The organism is Bacillus sp. FSL L8-0167 (assembly GCF_038630295.1).
In the GTDB taxonomy this organism is placed as follows: domain Bacteria; phylum Bacillota; class Bacilli; order Bacillales; family Bacillaceae; genus Bacillus; species Bacillus safensis.
Genome location: NZ_CP152027.1, coordinates 3,535,777 through 3,553,882, shown reverse-complemented (window position 1 = coordinate 3,553,882; position 18,106 = coordinate 3,535,777). Strand labels below are relative to the sequence as shown.

15 protein-coding genes and 1 pseudogene are annotated in these 18,106 nt (G+C 42.6%); 11 read left to right on the top strand and 5 right to left on the bottom strand.

Annotated features, from left to right (window positions below; translation table 11 throughout):
• The first annotated feature begins 201 nt into the window (after positions 1 to 201).
• Positions 202 to 1,122, top strand: coding sequence for a hypothetical protein (locus MHB66_RS18370; protein ID WP_200896501.1), 921 nt, complete (start codon positions 202 to 204; stop codon positions 1,120 to 1,122).
• A 32-nt stretch (positions 1,123 to 1,154) separates the two neighbouring features.
• Here MHB66_RS18370 and MHB66_RS18365 read toward each other — a convergent pair whose 3' ends face one another.
• A complete protein-coding gene (locus tag MHB66_RS18365; protein ID WP_041118308.1) occupies positions 1,155 to 2,492 on the bottom strand; it encodes an amino acid permease in 1,338 nt (445 codons plus the stop codon).
• Between the two features lie 314 nt (positions 2,493 to 2,806).
• On the opposite strand from MHB66_RS18365, the gene MHB66_RS18360 reads away from it, so the two are divergent.
• Positions 2,807 to 4,321: a PAS domain-containing protein gene (locus tag MHB66_RS18360; protein ID WP_046312706.1), complete on the top strand. Its 1,515-nt coding sequence runs from the start codon at positions 2,807 to 2,809 to the stop codon at positions 4,319 to 4,321.
• 39 nt (positions 4,322 to 4,360) lie between these two features.
• Here MHB66_RS18360 and MHB66_RS18355 read toward each other — a convergent pair whose 3' ends face one another.
• Together MHB66_RS18355 and MHB66_RS18350 are read right to left on the bottom strand one after the other, a co-directional pair.
• Complete coding sequence (locus tag MHB66_RS18355) at positions 4,361 to 5,344, bottom strand: Gfo/Idh/MocA family oxidoreductase (RefSeq protein WP_046312708.1); 984 nt, start codon at positions 5,342 to 5,344, stop codon at positions 4,361 to 4,363.
• A 129-nt stretch (positions 5,345 to 5,473) separates the two neighbouring features.
• Positions 5,474 to 5,833, bottom strand: a complete 360-nt coding sequence (locus MHB66_RS18350) for a MerR family transcriptional regulator (protein ID WP_039182663.1) — start codon at positions 5,831 to 5,833, stop codon at positions 5,474 to 5,476.
• A gap of 301 nt (positions 5,834 to 6,134) precedes the next feature.
• On the opposite strand from MHB66_RS18350, the gene yidA reads away from it, so the two are divergent.
• On the top strand, positions 6,135 to 6,947 hold the full coding sequence (yidA, locus tag MHB66_RS18345) for a sugar-phosphatase (RefSeq protein ID WP_046312710.1): 813 nt from the start codon (positions 6,135 to 6,137) through the stop codon (positions 6,945 to 6,947).
• A gap of 35 nt (positions 6,948 to 6,982) precedes the next feature.
• On the opposite strand, the gene MHB66_RS18340 is transcribed toward yidA, so the two are convergent.
• Positions 6,983 to 7,990, bottom strand: a complete 1,008-nt coding sequence (locus MHB66_RS18340) for a helix-turn-helix transcriptional regulator (protein WP_046312713.1) — start codon at positions 7,988 to 7,990, stop codon at positions 6,983 to 6,985.
• Between the two features lie 129 nt (positions 7,991 to 8,119).
• On the opposite strand from MHB66_RS18340, the gene MHB66_RS18335 reads away from it, so the two are divergent.
• On the top strand, positions 8,120 to 8,827 hold the full coding sequence (locus tag MHB66_RS18335; protein WP_046312715.1) for a class I SAM-dependent methyltransferase: 708 nt from the start codon (positions 8,120 to 8,122) through the stop codon (positions 8,825 to 8,827).
• A complete protein-coding gene (locus MHB66_RS18330; RefSeq protein WP_046312717.1) occupies positions 8,824 to 9,921 on the top strand; it encodes a saccharopine dehydrogenase NADP-binding domain-containing protein in 1,098 nt (365 codons plus the stop codon). Before MHB66_RS18335 ends, MHB66_RS18330 begins: the two co-directional genes overlap by 4 nt.
• A 175-nt stretch (positions 9,922 to 10,096) precedes the next feature.
• Here the strand turns inward: MHB66_RS18330 and MHB66_RS18325 are convergent, their stop codons facing one another.
• Positions 10,097 to 11,920 carry an acyltransferase family protein gene (locus tag MHB66_RS18325; RefSeq protein WP_046313457.1) on the bottom strand — a complete coding sequence of 608 codons (1,824 nt, stop codon included), beginning with the start codon at positions 11,918 to 11,920 and terminating at the stop codon, positions 10,097 to 10,099.
• Positions 11,921 to 12,146: 226 nt separating this feature from the next.
• Here MHB66_RS18325 and MHB66_RS18320 point away from each other — a divergent pair, with 226 nt between their 5' ends.
• The 6 genes and pseudogenes from MHB66_RS18320 to MHB66_RS18295 all read left to right on the top strand — a co-directional run bounded on the left by MHB66_RS18320 (position 12,147) and on the right by MHB66_RS18295 (position 18,094).
• Complete coding sequence (locus MHB66_RS18320) at positions 12,147 to 13,022, top strand: aldose 1-epimerase family protein (protein WP_041118294.1); 876 nt, start codon at positions 12,147 to 12,149, stop codon at positions 13,020 to 13,022.
• 60 nt (positions 13,023 to 13,082) lie between these two features.
• On the top strand, positions 13,083 to 14,027 hold the full coding sequence (locus MHB66_RS18315) for a sugar-binding transcriptional regulator (RefSeq protein ID WP_046312720.1): 945 nt from the start codon (positions 13,083 to 13,085) through the stop codon (positions 14,025 to 14,027).
• A gap of 84 nt (positions 14,028 to 14,111) precedes the next feature.
• Entirely contained in the window at positions 14,112 to 14,783 is a 672-nt protein-coding gene (gene deoC, locus MHB66_RS18310) for a deoxyribose-phosphate aldolase (protein WP_024423938.1), read from the top strand.
• Positions 14,784 to 14,949: 166 nt separating this feature from the next.
• On the top strand, positions 14,950 to 16,131 hold the full coding sequence (locus MHB66_RS18305; RefSeq protein ID WP_041118288.1) for a NupC/NupG family nucleoside CNT transporter: 1,182 nt from the start codon (positions 14,950 to 14,952) through the stop codon (positions 16,129 to 16,131).
• 25 nt (positions 16,132 to 16,156) lie between these two features.
• Entirely contained in the window at positions 16,157 to 17,458 is a 1,302-nt protein-coding gene (locus MHB66_RS18300) for a pyrimidine-nucleoside phosphorylase (RefSeq protein WP_046312723.1), read from the top strand.
• 151 nt (positions 17,459 to 17,609) lie between these two features.
• Positions 17,610 to 18,094: pseudogene (locus tag MHB66_RS18295) on the top strand (MarR family transcriptional regulator).
• Positions 18,095 to 18,106 lie beyond the last annotated feature (12 nt).

Genomic DNA, 18,106 nt, shown 5'->3' with positions numbered 1-18,106 from the left:
AATAAAGATATTGAGAAGCGGGAGGCGGACACGATCGAACCATTAAAACACGTTTATCATGAATTATTTATTGAAGAATTAGCGGAGAAACTTGCACAAGCGTCGACTGGGTTTGATGCTGAAGAATTCCAGCGGCTTGTGTTTCAAAAGGATTGGCAGCAGCTTGAGTTAAAAGGCAGAATGAGAAGAGTCACTGAATCGATGCATGCCTGTCTGCCTAAGGATTATGAGAAGGCCATTGAAGTGCTGCGTCAGACAGCCCCGCATTTTTCAGGACTTAGTGCGCTTGTATTTCCAGACTACGTCGAAACATATGGCCTAGCACATTGGGATATCTCGATCAAGGCGCTCGAATTCTTTACGCCTTTTTCCACTTCTGAATTTGCCGTTCGGCCTTTTCTGATTCAGGATCAAGACAAAATGCTGGCGCAAATGCTTGTATGGTCACAGAATCAAAATGAGCATATTCGGCGGCTGGCTAGTGAAGGATGCAGACCACGTTTGCCATGGGGATTAACTGTTCCTGCGCTTAAAAAGAATCCTTCGGTTACGCTGCCTATTCTAGAAAACTTGAAGTCGGACCCAGCGCGCTATGTGCAAAAAAGTGTAGCGAACCACCTAAATGATATTTCTGCAATTCAGCCTGATTTGATGAAGAAGACGGCTAAAAGCTGGTATGGAACGAATGAACATACGAACTGGATCATCAAACATGCATCCCGTACTTTACTAAAAAAAGGCGATCCAGATATCATGGCTTTGTTTGGTTATGGGGATGATCCATCTGTTCAAGTAACAGATTTGAAAGTAGTGCAAGACCCTATTCGTATTGGAGAGAAAATGACCTTTCAATTTACACTTCAGGCCGCTAAGCCACTAAAGCTGCGTGTAGAGTATGCCATAGACTACGTCAAAGCTCGGGGTACCCGCAATCAAAAGGTATTTAAAATCACAGAGTTTGAAACAAGTTCAGCGTTACATAGAGAATTTATCAGGTCTCAGTCCTTTCAAAATATGACGACGAGAAAACACTATGAGGGAACCCATACTTTAACGATTATCATCAACGGCATTCCAAAAGCGTCGGTTGATTTTGAGGTAACAGAAGATAGCAGCTCATAAAAAAAACCCGCCAGTTCGGCGGGTTTTGGCGTTTAAGCCTTCTTTTTCATTAAGAATGAAGCGATGATGGCAGCGACTAAGAAACCAATGCTGATAATGGAGCTAGGCAGGTTTTCTTGTCTGAATAGGAACAAAACAAAGCTCAAACTGAGTACAAGACCTGCAAATAAAGTTAAATATGGAAACAGCCACACCTTGAAATACGGCTCCTGTGGATATTTTGGACGCAGTTTCAGATGTGCCAGACAAATGCTGATCCAAATGAGTGAAACAGCAAAACCAGGAATAGCCAGCATATAGCTGAAAATTTGGTCCGGATATAAGTAAGCAAAAAATGTTCCGATAAGAAGAAATAGAACGGTAACCCATAAACTTAAAATGGGTACGCCTCTTTTGTTGACCCGTGCCAGTTTTTTCGGACCGCCGTCTGATTTAGCCAGAGAATGAATCATTCTCGTCGTTCCATAAATTCCGGAATTCGCCGCAGATAGAACGGCTGTAATCAAGACGAAATTAATGAAGTGAGAGGCGCCTTGCATACCAGCAGCAGAAAAGACTTGGACAAAAGGACTGTTATTTGGATCAATTTGATTCCAAGGAATAAGGCCGCAGATGATCAAAATCGGCAATGTGTAAAATAAGATAATCCGCCACATCATACTTTTGACTACTCCAGGCAGGACCTTCTCCGCATCCTTTGTTTCAGTAATGGTCAGCCCGATCAATTCAGAGCCTCCATAAGAGAAAATAACCACTAAAAGTGATGCAAAGATCGCACCCCATCCGTTCGGGACGAAGTTTTGATAGTTGGTAAAGGCTGGTGTGCTTTGTTCGTTTGGAATGATCCCAAATAATAATGCTGCACCAAGAATAATAAAGACAATAATAACGAAAATCTTCATTCCAGCGAACCAAAACTCAATTTCACCAAAGTATTTTACATTATTTAAGTTAATTCCGATGACTAAGAGTGAACAAAGTAAACATAGTGACCATAGCGGCACGTTCGGCAGCCAGTATTGAAGCAGACTGCCAGCTGCAATAATCTCAATGACACATACAGTGAGCCACATAAAACAGTAAACCCAGCCGACGACAAATGAAAAACGTTGACCAAGCGCAATTTGTATAAGGTCGCGAAGATTATTTCCCGGATACACAATGGCCATTTCGGCTAATGCTGCCATCACAATGAGGAGCAGCAATCCAGCAAATACATAGGAAAAAATGACCCCAGGGCCTGCTAAACCAATTGTATCGGCACTTCCTTTAAAGATTCCTGTACCAATGACCCCGCCCATCGCAATCATGCGAATGTGACGCGGTGATAAAAGCTTTTTTAATTCTTGTTGCTCCTGATTCGCGCTCATGACGTTCTCCTTTTTTAAAAATGCTTATGTTCCATTTTCTTTTTTCAAGACGTCAGTGTCAATATAAAAAAAGAGATTTTTCAGACAAAAATAGTGGTTGATTCTATCAAAACATATACTTATATCCATAATTCCCTTATTTCATCCATATTCTAAAAATGAAACTTCAAATAAATGAACATTTGCCTTATTTATGACATAAACAATTTTCAGTTTTTGTCGATATATCTTTTGTATTACTAAAGTCCTAATAAAGAATTGTTTATAACTGTAAAATATTTCAAAAATGTAAGAGTTGAAAGGAGTTATGAAAGATGTTTATGAAAAAAGCAAATGATTCATCGGCTGGAATCCTTCTGAGTGAAAGCAGCCAATTAATAGAAAGAATCGAAAAAGGAGACCTTTCAGCAAGATTAGACACTGCTGCATTCTCTTCAAGCCAAACGATAGAAGCGGTAGCGCAAATTAATGAAGCTTTGCAAAAAATGCAGGAAGCACATGAAAATATTCAAATGCGGGTGGAATTAGTGACAAAAGCCATTCAAGTTGGCTTATGGGATATGGTCGTCATCGCTGGAGACCCGGTCAATCCAAAAAATGAATTCACATGGACGGATGAATTCCGCAGAATGCTCGGCTTTCAAAATGAGCACGATTTTCCAAATCTATTAGACAGCTGGGCATCTCGAATACATCCGGATGAACAAGAATATACATTAGATGCATTTTCTTCGCATTTATTGGATCATTCAGGGCGTACGCCATATGATATCGAATATCGCTTAAAGTTAAAAAACGGAGATTATCGCTGGTTCAAAGCAACTGGAACGACCGTTCGTGATCGAAATGGTGTCCCTCTTCGTGTGGCGGGAGCTCTTTTTGATATCCATGATCAGAAATTGAAAGAAGAAGAGCTGCAAGCATTCGTCACAAGATATGACTTAATCAACCGTGCGCTTGTCGAAGCTCCTTGGGACATGGTGGTAGAGGCCGGTGATCCAGTCAATCCAAATAACGAATTCTGGTGGTCTCCGCAGTTCAGAAAAACGCTTGGCTTTACAGACGAAAAAGATTTCCCGAACGTGTTAAGCAGCTGGAGCGACCGTCTGCATCCTGAAGATCAAGAAATGGCTCTTCAAGCCTTTGCAGATCATTTAAATGACCACTCTGGACGCACACCGTTTGATGTTGATTACAGATTGCAGCGCAAAAATGGGGAGTACCGCTGGTATCATGCGGGTGGTGAAACCATTCGTGATGAAAAAGGTGTTCCTCTTCGTGTGGCAGGAACCATTCGTGACATCACGTTAGAAAAAAACAAAGAGAAAACAGCGAATGAAATGGCTTCACAAGTAGAACAGCTTTCAAGTTCTATTAGCGAGATGGTATCGGGCATTAGCTCTGTGACAAATCAAGCACAGGAGCTTGCTGTTGCTCAAGAGCAGTCAACGTCTGCCGCAAATCTAGCAAAAAATAGTGCTGATGAGACGAAAAATATTTCTGACTTAATCAAAGAAGTGGCGAACCAAACCAACTTACTTGGTCTAAATGCTGCAATTGAAGCAGCTAGAGCTGGTGAACAGGGCCGCGGATTCTCTGTTGTTGCAGATGAAGTACGGAAGCTGGCGCTGCATAGTGCCAATGCAACGGAAAATATCGAATCTAGTTTAACGGAAATGAAAACACAAATTGATGAAATTCTTGAAAATATCTCGAATATGACAGCTCTTACGCAAACACAGGCTGCTTTAACAGAGCAAGTGAATGCTGCAGTCGATGAAGTGAATCACATGTCTCAGCGTCTTGTGGCGTATTCAAAGAGTATTTAATGAAAAAAACCGCCCTCTCATAGAAGGCGGTTTTTTTCATTAAATTTGATCTGCTGGGAAAACAATACCTGCATCTTTTCTTGCGGCATCAAGAACTTTCATCACGGAGAGACTTTCATCAAGCCATGCATAGCACTGTTCATGATTTTTTGTTTCAATGATCTGCTGGAAAGCTTCTGCCTCATAATACAGACGGTTTGGATTCGTTTGTGCATTGAGAGGGATGACCCTGTCATCAACATGCAGCAGCACTTCCTCGCACCCATTCGCCCCATTTTTTACATGAATGAAGCCTTTTTCTCCTTGAATCAATGCAAAGTTCATGCTGCTTGTATCCTTACTGCCGACACTTGTCGCAATAAAATCATTGTAAGTGAAAGTCAAAACACCAGATGTGTCAATACCGTTTGGATGGCGGTTTGCCTGATATCGGACTTGCTCTGGTGATCCAAAGAGGTTCATGATGAAATGGACATTATAGATGTTAATATCCATCAGCGCTCCTCCAGAGAACTCAGGGTTAAAGACATTTGGCGTTTCGCCGGCTAGCAGCTGATTATATTTGCTTGAATATTGACTATAGTTGCATTGAACCAGTTTGATTTTACCTAATTGATGAAGGTGCTTTTTGATCAAATGATAGTTTGGCATATGAACGGTCGTAATGGCTTCAAATAGGAGAAGCTGCTTTTCCTTTGCGAGAGCGATTAAGGCTTCCAGCTCTTTCACATTAGAGGTGAAAGGCTTTTCGCATATCACATGTTTTCCGTGTTTCAATGCTTTCGTTGCATGCTCGCTATGTAAACGATTCGGTGATGCGATGTAAACGGCTTCTACGTGAGGATCTTCTAGCATAGCAGTTAGATCCGTATAAGTTGTCTGCACCCCAAATTTGTCTGCGAGCTTCTTTGCCGTTGCTTCCTTTCTTGAATAGACAGCGTGACAAGAAGCACCGTCGAGCTGTTCAACCGCTTGCAGGAAGCCCTCCACAATGATACCTGTTCCGATGGTTGCGATGTTCATTCTCAAAACCCCTTCCACTCGTTTAAGCTGACTCTAGTATAACCGATGTTTTCATTGAACGTGTACTGAGATACCTGAGCGAAGGTGTGCCAGTGATCAACACCGGCACACCTTTGGCAGCCCTTACAATCAGCTGATATTTGCTAATGTTTGCTTTGTTAACAATTGAATAGCTGCCTTCCTTTTTTTTAACTCTTGAATAGAGTGCTGGATATCTTCGACTTTTTGCTCGAGCAGCTGTTCAGCTTCTGTTTTTGACTGTTTTTCGAAAAGTGATTTGATAATTTCACGAATTTCTTTAAGCGAGAAATCTAGCTTTCTCGCTTCCGTGATAAATGACAGCATGAGTACATATTTTTTATCATATAGACGATAGCCGTTATGTGCTCTCTTTGGCTCTGGGAGCACTCCCTCATTTTCGTAAAAACGAATGGTTTCAATATGTACACCAGACATTTTTGACAATTTACCTCTCGTAAACGTAATCATTCCCTGCACCTCCTTTCTTTGCTATCCATCATACAATTAGATTTACTCGTTTCAAAACATTCTATAGTGGTGGACAATTGTTCTGTTTTACTAGTTTCAAATGGGGGATCAGCGCGATGAATAGAATGCGTTATAATAGAGTAGACTCATGTGATATTTGTTACAGATATGAACAAGTAGACAGCGTGAAGAAAAAACGATAGGCTAAAATAGGTAAATAGTAATGAAATAACCTGTCATCATCGTAATGGTGGCTCAAAATAGTGACAGCACGTTTTTGCTGAGAAAAGGGGACCAGTGAATGTATAAATTAGTCGCAATTGATATGGATGGTACGTTATTAAATGATCAACATATGGTGCCGGATGAAGTGTTTGAAGCCATTCAACAGGCTAAGGCAGAAGGAATTAAAATTGTCTTATGTACAGGCCGGCCGATTGGCGGAGTAAATCGCTATTTAGCTGATCTTCAGCTTAATCAAGAGGGAGATTATGTGATCGCGTATAATGGAGCACTTGTTCAAAACAGCCATACAAATGAAGTGGTGTCAGAGCTGACATTATCCTATGATGACTTAGCTTCTTTATATGATTTGAGCCGTCAGCTGGATACACCGATGCATTATTTCGATTCAGCCAATTTATACACACCGAATCGCGATATTAGTGAATACACAGTTCTTGAATCCTATTTAACAAAACTGCCGCTTAAGTATTTACCTGTCGAAGAGGCAGATTCATCTATGAGGCTTCCGAAGATGATGTATATTGATCAGCCAGAACGTTTGGAAAAAACGATACAAGCCATCCCATCTGAAGTGAAGGAAAAGTATATGATGGTGAAAAGTACAGATTTCTTCCTTGAAATCCTGCATCCTGATGTGAGTAAGGGAAATGCCGTGAAGCTTCTAGCGAAGGAGCTGGGAATTCCTCGTGAAGAAGTCATGGCTATTGGTGATAACGGGAACGACGTCTCAATGCTAGAGTTTGCGGGCTGCGGCGTCGCTATGGGAAATGCCATTGATGATGTCAAAGCCGTAGCAGATGTTGTAACAAAATCTAATAATGAAGCCGGAGTAGCACATGTCCTGCATGAGCTGGTTTTAGGAAAATAAGAAAAGAGCGGTCTGCCAGTGCGGTAGCCGCTTTTTTATATATTGGAGAAAAAGTAAACAAGCATACGTCTGCTGCTTAAATTCGTCTTTTGCAGCATCGCTTTCACATGATCATGAACGGTATGGGGTGAAATATATAACGTACTCGCAATTTCCTTTGTCGACTGGCCCTTTAATAAGCAGTCGAGGACGTTCATCTCTCTTTCTGTTAGCCTGTACGTTTTCGCTGCATAAGGAAGAATATCATTTGTTTGGGCTTGTTTGATGTGAATCATGACAGCCTCCTCCTGCCCGTCAGCCTGCGCCAATCGAAAGGCTTGAAGGGAAAGAAAGACCCCCGTAGGCATTCTTGTGATGCTTGCTGCTGTTTGATCGGTGCCGCCGTATAAAAGTTTAGCGCCTAATGCTCTGAACGGCCGGGGCATGACGGCTTGGTCATGGATTTGCTCAAAGACTTGAAATGTATGAAGCCAATGGAGCCCTGTCTCATTTCCATAAAGAAGCTTGTAATGAGTTGTAAGAATGAGAAATCCTTGCTGCTCCGCCGCATCATCATCTTCAGTGTCCCTTTTTTTGAAAATCTCATCTCTCAGCTTGGCTGCAAGTGACGGTGTTAGATCGATGACTGCTTGTATATCTCGCTTCTGAAAAGGTTCCTTGCCCTGTTGACGATAAAGGCTGGCGATACCCCAGCATTCTCCTTGGATCACAAGGGCTGCCCGCAATTCATCAGACCAACCGTTAGGTATCAAAATATGCAGATAGCGCTCGCTGCTCAGATATTCTCCGCTTTGGACGAGACTCGCAGCATGAATAGGGCCTTTGGCTAGAAACTCATGCTGATGCACGTCCTTTTTTAAAAATTCATTTTGAAAGAGCTGGTCATGAATTTCTTCAATCGGTTCATCAGTGTAGGAACCTGTCGAGAGGAGAGTGGCTGGATCGATGGTTGTGATACAGGCGGCATCAAAATCAATGACAGCAGCAAGTTCGTCCCGAATGTACTGCCTTAGCTGCTGAAAATGAGTGGCTGGATTGACCACAGGATCTCCTCCTCAAAAACCCCCACTTTTAGGGATCGTTTTTTCTGGTGCCTCTTTTTACAATAAAGATGTCATATCGTTAGTGTACAGGAAACGATGGAAAGCGGAAAGGAACTGGAGGAGAATCATATGAAAGGAAACCAGCATTGGCACGACCCTGTTGCTGAATCATACGCAGCAACGATTTCACATAAAGTACCCGGCTATCACCTTTTGCATGAGTTATCAGTAGATGTATTAGAAACTGAAATAAAGGGAGCGGCCTCTCGTATTCTAACTGTCGGAGCGGGTGGGGGCGAAGAGATCATCAACATGCTTCAGAGAAAAGAAGACTGGCTCATCACAGGAGTCGATCCCTCTGCATCTATGCTGGATATGGCGAAACAGCGGGTTTCAAAGCTCCATATGGAGACGCGTGTCACATGGTATGAGACCGCATTAAACAAGGTGTCTGCTGAAGCTGTTTACGATGCCGCAGTGAGCCTGCTCGTGATTCATTTTGTAGAAAATCGGCTGCCATTTTTACAGGAGATTGCACAAAGGCTTCAACCAGGGGCCCCGTTTGTACTAGCATTTATACAAGGAGAGATGAATTCCAGCGCATTTCAGCAAGAGCTTCATATGCTGTCTCTTTTCATGAAGCGGCAAGGTCTAGGAAAAGAAGTGTTTTCGTCCTTTCATGACAGACTGGGACGTGCAACATATCCTGTGCCTGAGGAGGAAATGAGGGGACATTTAATTGAGGCGGGGTTTCGAGACATCAGACCTTATTTTCAGGCAGGAATGATCAAAGGGCTTGTTTGCAAGCGAGGTCGTAGAAAGGCGGATGAGAGATGAGATCACAGGTAATGGTAATTGGCGGCTATGGACATGTCGGACAGCAAATATGTCTACAGTTAAGTGAAGTGTATAAAGGGCAAATTGTTGCGGCGGGGAGAAGCTATGAGAAGGCTGAACAATTTTCACAGCAGACCAAAGGCAGAGTCCGTCCTTACAAACTAGATGTTAGAAAGCCATTAGATTCTGACTGGATGAATGAAACAAAGCTGGTGATCATGTGTCTCGATCAAGAAGACACGTCATTTGCTGAAACCGTTCTGCGGGCAGGCATTGATTATATCGATATTTCTGCAAAAGGGGCGTATATGGAGCAAATGGCACAGCTGGATCAGCAGCAAATCAGTGCAACGGCTTTGCTCAGTGTAGGCCTCGCGCCCGGTCTTACAAATTTATTAGCTGCGAAAGCGGCTTCTATGTTTTCATCAGTGGATCAAATAGATATTGGGATTATGCTTGGATTGGGGGATCAGCATGGAAAAGCCGCAATTGAATGGACGATTGATCATGTCCATACTGAATATGAACTCACTGAACATGATCAGCAGAAAAGAGTGAAAAGCTTTACTGGAGGCAGACCGGTCAACTTTGGTGGACAGCTTGGAAAGCGGTATGCCTATCGATTCCCCTTCTCTGATCAACAGACATTGCCTTCCACAATTCATGTGCCAACTGTGACGACAAGGCTTTGTTTTGATTCACGTCTAGCGACGGGTGCATTGGCCTTCACAAGGAGCCTTGGACTGACGTCGTTCCTTACATTACCGAAAATGAAGGATCGAGCCATTTCAATGATACAATCTTCTCAAGTGGGAACAGATCAATATGCGGTCAAAGTGGAAGCGGCAGGGACGGATGGGAAAAAGGTTCATCATGCCGCGCTTGGAATAAAAGGACACGACGAGTCTCAAGCAACAGCTCAAGTCGCCTGTGCTGCGGCCCTGCATTTATTGAACAAACGGTTTCAGCCAGGGATTTTTCATATTGAAGAATTATTTTCACTAGCATATGAGAACGGGCATTTTGCTTTGGTGGATCAAAAAACAAGGGAAGAGCAGACATTAGCGATAAGGGCCAGCCTTTTGACGGCATAAAAGAAGACTAGCATTCTGCTAGTCTCAGCGTGCAGACAAACCCTCGCATTCGGTGTCAGGTCTGCGTGCCGGTGCTCACGAATGTCAAATTCGCTCCGCGCCGGTACTCGCCCTTCCTAGGACTGCAAAGGTTTTCTATCACGCTGAAAAAAAGACTAGCATTCTGCTAGTCTTTTTATGATGACGTTGACACATCCCCTTTTTTCTTAATGCTTGCTGTGATGAGCTGTGTCAGTGTGTCAGAACCTTTTTTTGAAAGGTGGACACCATCGGACTGAAAATAGGATGGCTGTCCAGTAGCGGCTGAATGCCAATCGACCAAGGTGACATTTTGATCTTGATCAGCCACTCGCTGAATGACCGCATTCACATCATTTTCCCATGACCTTGGAACCCTCGTATTCACTAGGAAAATATGTGCCTTAGAAAAGTTTTGAATGAATGCTTTCAGCGTGTCCTCAGTAAAATAACCATTTGTGCCGAGTTCAATGATAACAGCGGCATCAGATTGATTAAATGATTTGTATTGAGGGGCAATGCTGACGGCTTCGTTCATTTGTCTGCCAACTTTCCCATCGATGGTGATTTGTTTATATGCTTTTTCGAGATTCGGCGCAATGTCTAGCATGACAGAATCACCAATGGCAAGAACTTGGTGAAATTGTTTTTGATCAGCTGCTTTTTTCTCGTGCTTTTCTTTCTTTTTCTTCGCTTTTGATTCCGATGGTTCGGCTGTTTTTTTCGGTGCTGTCTTAATTTGCGTCACTTCCTTCACATGTGGGGAGGAAGTGGACGAGTTAGACATGCCAATGATAAATAAGATCAAAAGAGCTGCGGTGATCCCAAGGAACACCTTATTAGATGTAGACCACTGTTTGATTCCTTTTTTCCAAATAGACCAAGAGGAAAAATATTGTCTGAAGCCATGCTGGCGGATCGGCTGTTCGATGAAGCGATAGGAAGCCTCAGCAACTAGTAAAATGGCGATGAGCTGCAATGTGACACGCGCTATGGAAGGCTGTCCAATTTCAATGACCGGTGTGGTCAGTACGATAATGGGGTAATGCCACAGATAAATACCATAAGACCGCTTACCTAGCCAGACGAGCGGCTGAAAGGACAGCCATTTCCCTATAAGACTTGCAGGGTGGCAGACGCACCCAATTAAGATGGCCGCATTCAGACAGAATAAAAGCATGCCGCCCTGATAGAGAAAGGCATCGAAATCGTCCACTGCATAAACACAAAAAAGGAAAATCGCAAACGAACCGAAACCGGCAATATGTAAAATACGTCTGCCAACAGGAAGTAATCTTTTGCTGGATAGTCTTTGCATAGGCCACACAAATGCCAGGCTGCATCCAATCAGGAGCGCAAATGCACGAGTATCTGTTCCATAATAAACCCTGCTTGGATCGGTATCTGGTGAATAAAGAATCGCCATCCATAAGGCAGAGACAAGTGCAAGTCCAAAGGTGATCATAGGCAGATGGGATCTGTTTTTTACCCATTTCAGCCCTGCAATCAACAGTACCGGCCAAATGATATAAAATTGCTCTTCTATTGCCAGAGACCACAAATTTTTCAGTGGAGATAGGGCATTGAAGCTATCAAAATATGAAAGCTGGTGAAAAATGTACCACCAGTTACTGACATAAAAAAAGGACGATATGGCATCGCCACGAATGGACAATAATGCATTTGATCCAGCAATCGCGCACCAGCTGACGGTTATAAAAATCATGATGTAAGCGGCTGGAAGAAGCCTCCTGATCCGTCCCATCCAAAATGGCAAAAGCTCTTGATAGCCTAATTCCTGCTTATGTAACAAGATCGTTGTAATCAAGTAACCAGAAATGACAAAAAATAAATCAACGCCAAGAAACCCGCCGCTTGCGGGTCCGATATGTAAGTGATAAGCAATGACTGCCAATACAGCAACGGCTCTTAGTCCATCTAATCCTAAAATATAACGAAAACGATTTTCCTTGCTGTTCATGAAAATGAATCCCCCATCAATGTCAAACGCTTCTTTTTGTTGTTCATTCAAAAGAGCAACGATTCTTTTATTTTATATAAGATTAGACGAATCAGCATTACATTTTGTTGGCGAATTTCTGTCTTTTTTAAAATTTTTTTAATTGATGGGTTAAGAAATGTCGAATTTGATACTCAAAACCAAAATCCCTGTCATAATAAATGAAGAAGGAAAGGGGATGTGTTGAATGAGAACGATCGAAAATGATCAGTTATTGGTTCAGATTCATGAAAAGGGAGCGGAGGTCAGGGAGGTGCTTGACAAGGAAAGCGGGCGTCACTATATGTGGTCTGGTGATCCAGCTTATTGGGGCAGGGTGTCGCCTGTCTTATTTCCGATTGTTGGGCGATTAATGAATGACCAATACAAGATTGACGAGCAAACCTTTGAGCTCACGCAGCATGGTTTTTTACGTGATGTCAATTTTGATTTATATGAAGAAACGAAGCATACGGTGACCTTTCAATATGAATCAAGAGGCCGGCATGTGAAGCAATACCCGTATGAATTTACAGCGCGAATTCGTTATGAACTATTGGAAAATGGACTGAAGATTTCCTGGGAAATTGATCATGACGGAGAGGATACGATGTATTTCTCCATTGGAGGGCACCCAGCATTTCGTATTCCTCTTCTTGAAGGCGAGCAAACAGCAGATTATTCACTCACATTGACACCTTCCACTGAGCATCTCCCTGTGCAATATGAACTGCGGAATTCACTTGTCAGAGAGAAAGAAAAAGGTATTGAACTTGAGTCGATCCAGCTTCGACCGGAGCTTTTTCAGCTTGATGCGATGATCTTTAGCCATATCAATCGAGTGTCATTGACTTCAGGTGCAGGTCACGGAGTTGAGGTCGATCTCACAGGCTTTCCTTTCGTTGGCATTTGGTCGCCTTATGATCAAGAAAAAGGAACGATGGCTCCTTTTGTTTGTATTGAGCCGTGGTATGGCATCGCCGATAGGGAAGGGACGAATGGACAGTATAAAGAGAAGTTTGGGATTCAAACATTAGAAAAGAATGAGACCTTTCATGCCGCTTATACAATTTTCTTCAAATGAACATTTGTGCATGCTGAGGTGAACAATTTGTTATGATAGAAGAAAAAAGGGGGCGTATGAATGGATCGAGAGAAACAACAGCTGAGTATTGAAGCGGCAAGGCTTTACTATTTGTCTGATTACAGCCAGCAGGAAATTGCCAAACAGCTCGACCTGTCGAGACCGACTGTATCTCGTCTGCTTCAATATGCGAAAGAGAAGGGGTACGTCCAGATTACGGTGATGGATCCGTTTGAGGATTTAAATGAGCTTTCTTCATTGCTCAAGGAAAAATATGACCTGCTCGAAGCTCATGTGGTGTTTTCGCCAAAGGACGACTATCCAACCATCACCGATTATTTGAGCCGATTTGGTGCAGATTACTTGCAAGAAACGGTGAAAGACGGTGATATCGTTGGCGTGAGCTGGGGAACGACTATGTATCAAATTGCACAAAAGATGCAACCTAAACAGGTAAAAGGTGTAGAGGTTGTCCAGCTCAAGGGCGGAATCAGCCACTCTCAAGTGAATACATATTCTGCGGAAACCATCCAGCTGTTTGCTGAGGCCTTTCAAACAGCACCGCGCTATTTGCCGCTTCCTGTAGTATTTGATAGTGCTGCCGTCAAAGAGATGGTTGAGCAGGACAGACATATTCAGCGAATTATTGAAATGGGCAAGCAGGCGAATATCGCTGTGTTTACTGTTGGAACGGTAAGAGATGAAGCACTTTTGTTTAGACTAGGTTATTTCCGTGAAGAAGAAAAAGCGCTCCTCAAGCAATCCAGTGTTGGAGATATTTGCTCGCGCTTTTATGATCAAGATGGACGCATTTGCAGTGAAGCCATTAACAATCGCACAATTGGCGTGGAGTTAGATGATTTAAGGACAAAAGAACGATCCATTCTTGTCGCTGGCGGTCATCGAAAAGTGGCTTCTATACACGGCGCACTAAGAGGAAAATATGCGAATGTATTGATCATCGATCAGCACACAGCGAGGTCTCTTTTAAATGTCACAAAATAGATGAACAAAATTTCATAACCGTGTTTACAATTGTTCATCTGTCATATATGATGAAAGTATCATAATTAAAAGGAAGTGTGAAGCATGACGATAGCAAAGCTCATTGATCATACAGCACTAAAACCAGATACAACTAGAGCTGCAATTATGCAGTTACTTGAAGAAGCAAAGACTCATCAGTTTGCATCTGTTTGCGTAAACCCAACTTGGGTATCTCTAGCGTCGAAAGAACTAGCAGGAACAGGTGTAGATGTATGTACAGTCATCGGTTTCCCGTTAGGCGCAAACACAACAGCGGTAAAAGCATTCGAAACAAAGGATGCCATTGAAAACGGTGCTACAGAAGTGGACATGGTCATCAATGTTGCGGCATTGAAAGACGGCGAATATGATGTGGTTGAACAAGATATTCGTGCAGTTGTAGACGCAGCAAAAGGCAAAGCATTAGTGAAAGTCATTATTGAAACATGTTTACTTACTGATGAAGAGAAAGTCAAAGCTTGTGAACTTTCAGTGAAAGCGGGCGCTGATTTTGTGAAAACATCGACTGGATTTAGTACAGGCGGTGCGACTGCTGAGGACATCGCATTAATGCGTAAAACAGTAGGACCTGACATCGGTGTGAAAGCATCAGGCGGCGTGAGAACAAAAGAAGACGTTGAGGCAATGACAGCTGCAGGTGCTACCCGTATTGGCGCTAGTGCAGGCGTTTCCATTATCAAAGGGGATCAATCAGCTCCTTCGAAAGACTATTAATTCATACGATCCTATGGTAGGATAACATTCATGACTCATAAATGATGAAAAAGTCATATGCGGAAGGATCTCACTTCTGGGAATTTCTTCCGCATTTTGTTTACGAAATAGGGTTTGTTCCATACAAGCACATTAATGTAAACGAATTCATTCAAGGAGGAAAAACATGAAATACGTGATTGGTATCATCGGTTTGCTAGTGATTCTTGCCATTGCATGGCTGGCTAGTAATGGGAAAAAACGAGTGAAATTCCGTCCAGTAATTGTCATGATTGTACTGCAATTTATTTTAGGTTATATTCTGCTCAATACAGGTGTTGGAAACTTCCTAGTCGGAGGCTTTGCAAAAGGATTCCAAATGCTTCTAGGCTATGCCGGTGAAGGAATCAACTTCGTATTTGGCGGGTTAATGAATGATAATGCGTCCACTTTCTTCATCAATGTTTTACTGCCGATCGTCTTTATCTCGGCGTTAATCGGTATCCTGCAGCATTGGCGTATTCTTCCGCTTATCGTACGCGGAATCGGATATTTGCTTAGTAAAGTAAACGGTATGGGGAAACTAGAATCTTACAACGCAGTAGCGTCTGCGATTTTAGGTCAATCAGAAGTCTTTATTTCTATTAAGAAACAGCTTGGATTATTACCTCAGCAGCGTCTTTATACATTATGTGCATCTGCAATGTCGACGGTATCGATGTCGATTGTTGGTGCATACATGCAAATGATTAAACCAGAGTACGTGGTTACAGCACTTGTGCTGAACCTATTTGGTGGATTTATTATCGCATCGATCATCAATCCATATGAAGTGTCTAAGGACGAAGACATGCTTGAAGTTGTCGAGGAAGAAAGACAATCCTTCTTCGAAATGCTTGGTGAATACATTATGGATGGTTTCAAAGTAGCGATTGTTGTTGCTGCAATGTTGATTGGATTCGTTGCATTAATTGCGATGATTAACGGTATCTTTACAGCAGTCATTGGTGTTTCTTTCCAAGATGTACTTGGATATGTCTTTGCTCCATTTGCGTTCCTTGTTGGTGTACCTTGGAGCGAAGCGGTACAAGCAGGAAGCATTATGGCAACCAAAATGGTATCGAACGAATTTGTTGCGATGCTCGCTTTATCTGGAGACGGTCTGCATTTCACTGCTCGTACAGAAGCGATCATTTCTGTATTCCTTGTATCATTTGCGAACTTCTCTTCTATCGGTATCATTGCTGGAGCAGTCAAAGGCTTAAACGAAAAGCAAGGGAACGTCGTCGCACGATTTGGATTAAAGCTGTTATTCGGTGCAACTCTTGTCAGCTTCTTAACAGCAGGTGTAGTCGGTTTAATTTTCTAATTTTAAAAAAGGAATGGTGAAAACAATGAGAATGGTAGATATCATTGCGAAAAAACGTGACGGAAAAGAATTATCTTCAGAGGAAATTTCTTTCTTTGTCAAAGGTTATACGGATGGAACAATTCCTGACTACCAAGCAAGTGCCTTGGCTATGGCAATTTTCTTCCAAGATATGACGGATCAAGAACGTGCAGACTTAACACTCGCTATGGCGAACTCAGGAGATACAATTGACCTGTCTGCCATTGACGGTATTAAAGTAGACAAGCACTCAACAGGCGGAGTAGGCGATACAACAACGCTTGTACTCGCCCCTCTTGTTGCAGCACTAGATGTACCTGTTGCGAAAATGTCTGGGCGCGGCCTTGGGCATACAGGCGGTACAGTGGACAAGCTTGAAGCGGTGAAAGGCTTCCACGTAGAAATTACAAAAGACGAATTCATCGAGCTCGTGAACCGTCATAAAGTAGCGGTCATTGGGCAATCAGGCAACCTGACACCAGCTGATAAAAAGCTGTATGCTCTTCGTGATGTGACAGGAACTGTTAACTCAATTCCGCTTATTGCAAGCTCCATTATGAGTAAGAAAATCGCTGCTGGTGCAGATGCGATTGTACTTGATGTGAAAACAGGCGCAGGTGCTTTCATGAAAACACCAGAAGACTCAGAAAAGCTTGCAAAAGCCATGGTTCGCATCGGTAACAACGTAGGCAGACAAACAATGGCGGTCATCTCTGATATGTCTCAGCCGCTAGGATTAGCGATTGGGAATTCCCTTGAAGTGAAAGAAGCGATTGACACACTCCGAGGCGAAGGTCCTGAAGACTTAAACGAGCTTGTGCTCACTTTAGGAAGTCAAATGGTCGTTCTTGCGAAAAAAGCAGAAACGCTTGATGAAGCAAGAGAAAAGCTGATTGAAGTGATGAAAAACGGCAAAGCACTTGAGAAATTCAAGGAATTCTTAAAAAACCAAGGTGGAGACAGCTCAATTGTGGATCAGCCTGAAAAACTGCCGCAAGCACCTTACAAAATTGAAGTACCTGCCAAAGAATCAGGTGTCGTAGCTGAAATCGTCGCGGATGAAATTGGTGTTGCAGCGATGATCCTTGGAGCAGGACGCGCAACAAAAGAGGACGATATCGACCTATCTGTCGGCATCATGCTGAACAAAAAAGTGGGAGATCGTGTTGAAAAAGGAGATTCACTTGTGACTCTGCATGCGAATCGTGAAGATGTTGCAAATGTCATGGAGAAAATTTATGACAACATCCGCATTGCTGATCATGCCGATGCACCAACATTGATCCACACGGTCATTACTGAATAAAGAAAAAGGACAAATGTGATTCGTCGCTTTTGTCTTTTTTTATGGTTATTTTAGGCGCGTCTTTTTCTATTGAAATAAAAAAATTCACTTTATGAAACAAACCTCTTGCAATCATCAAACAATGGGTGTATATTAATTGACGAGTCAATGATTGATATATCAAGTAATTGATTTCTGAATAGAAAAGAGGGGATGGCATTGACTGCATTTTGCTCTGAAGAGGCAGAGATATTATATCGTTTGCAGTGCGTGAACCGTATGATGGGCGTGAAGTTCGAAGCATGTACGGGCATCAGCCAATCAAGACTTGAGTTGCTATCGCTGTTATTCCAAGCCGATGAAATCAGCCAATCAGATTTGCAGAAAAAAGTAAATATTGATAGTGCAGCTGTGACGCGTCATTTAAAACAGCTGGAAACAAAAGGAATGGTCACACGCAGAAGAAAACCAGAAGATAATCGAGTCACACTTGTCCGCTTAACAGAGGAAGGCAGAACGAGAATCGAAGCTTCTAAAATAGAAAAAGAACGATTTATCTCAGAAATGCTTGAAAACGTAAGTGAAGAAGAACGAAGGCTTCTCACTGATGTGCTCATTCGTATACAACAAAACATCGAAAAGATTCAAACAACCTAAAGGAGTGTTACA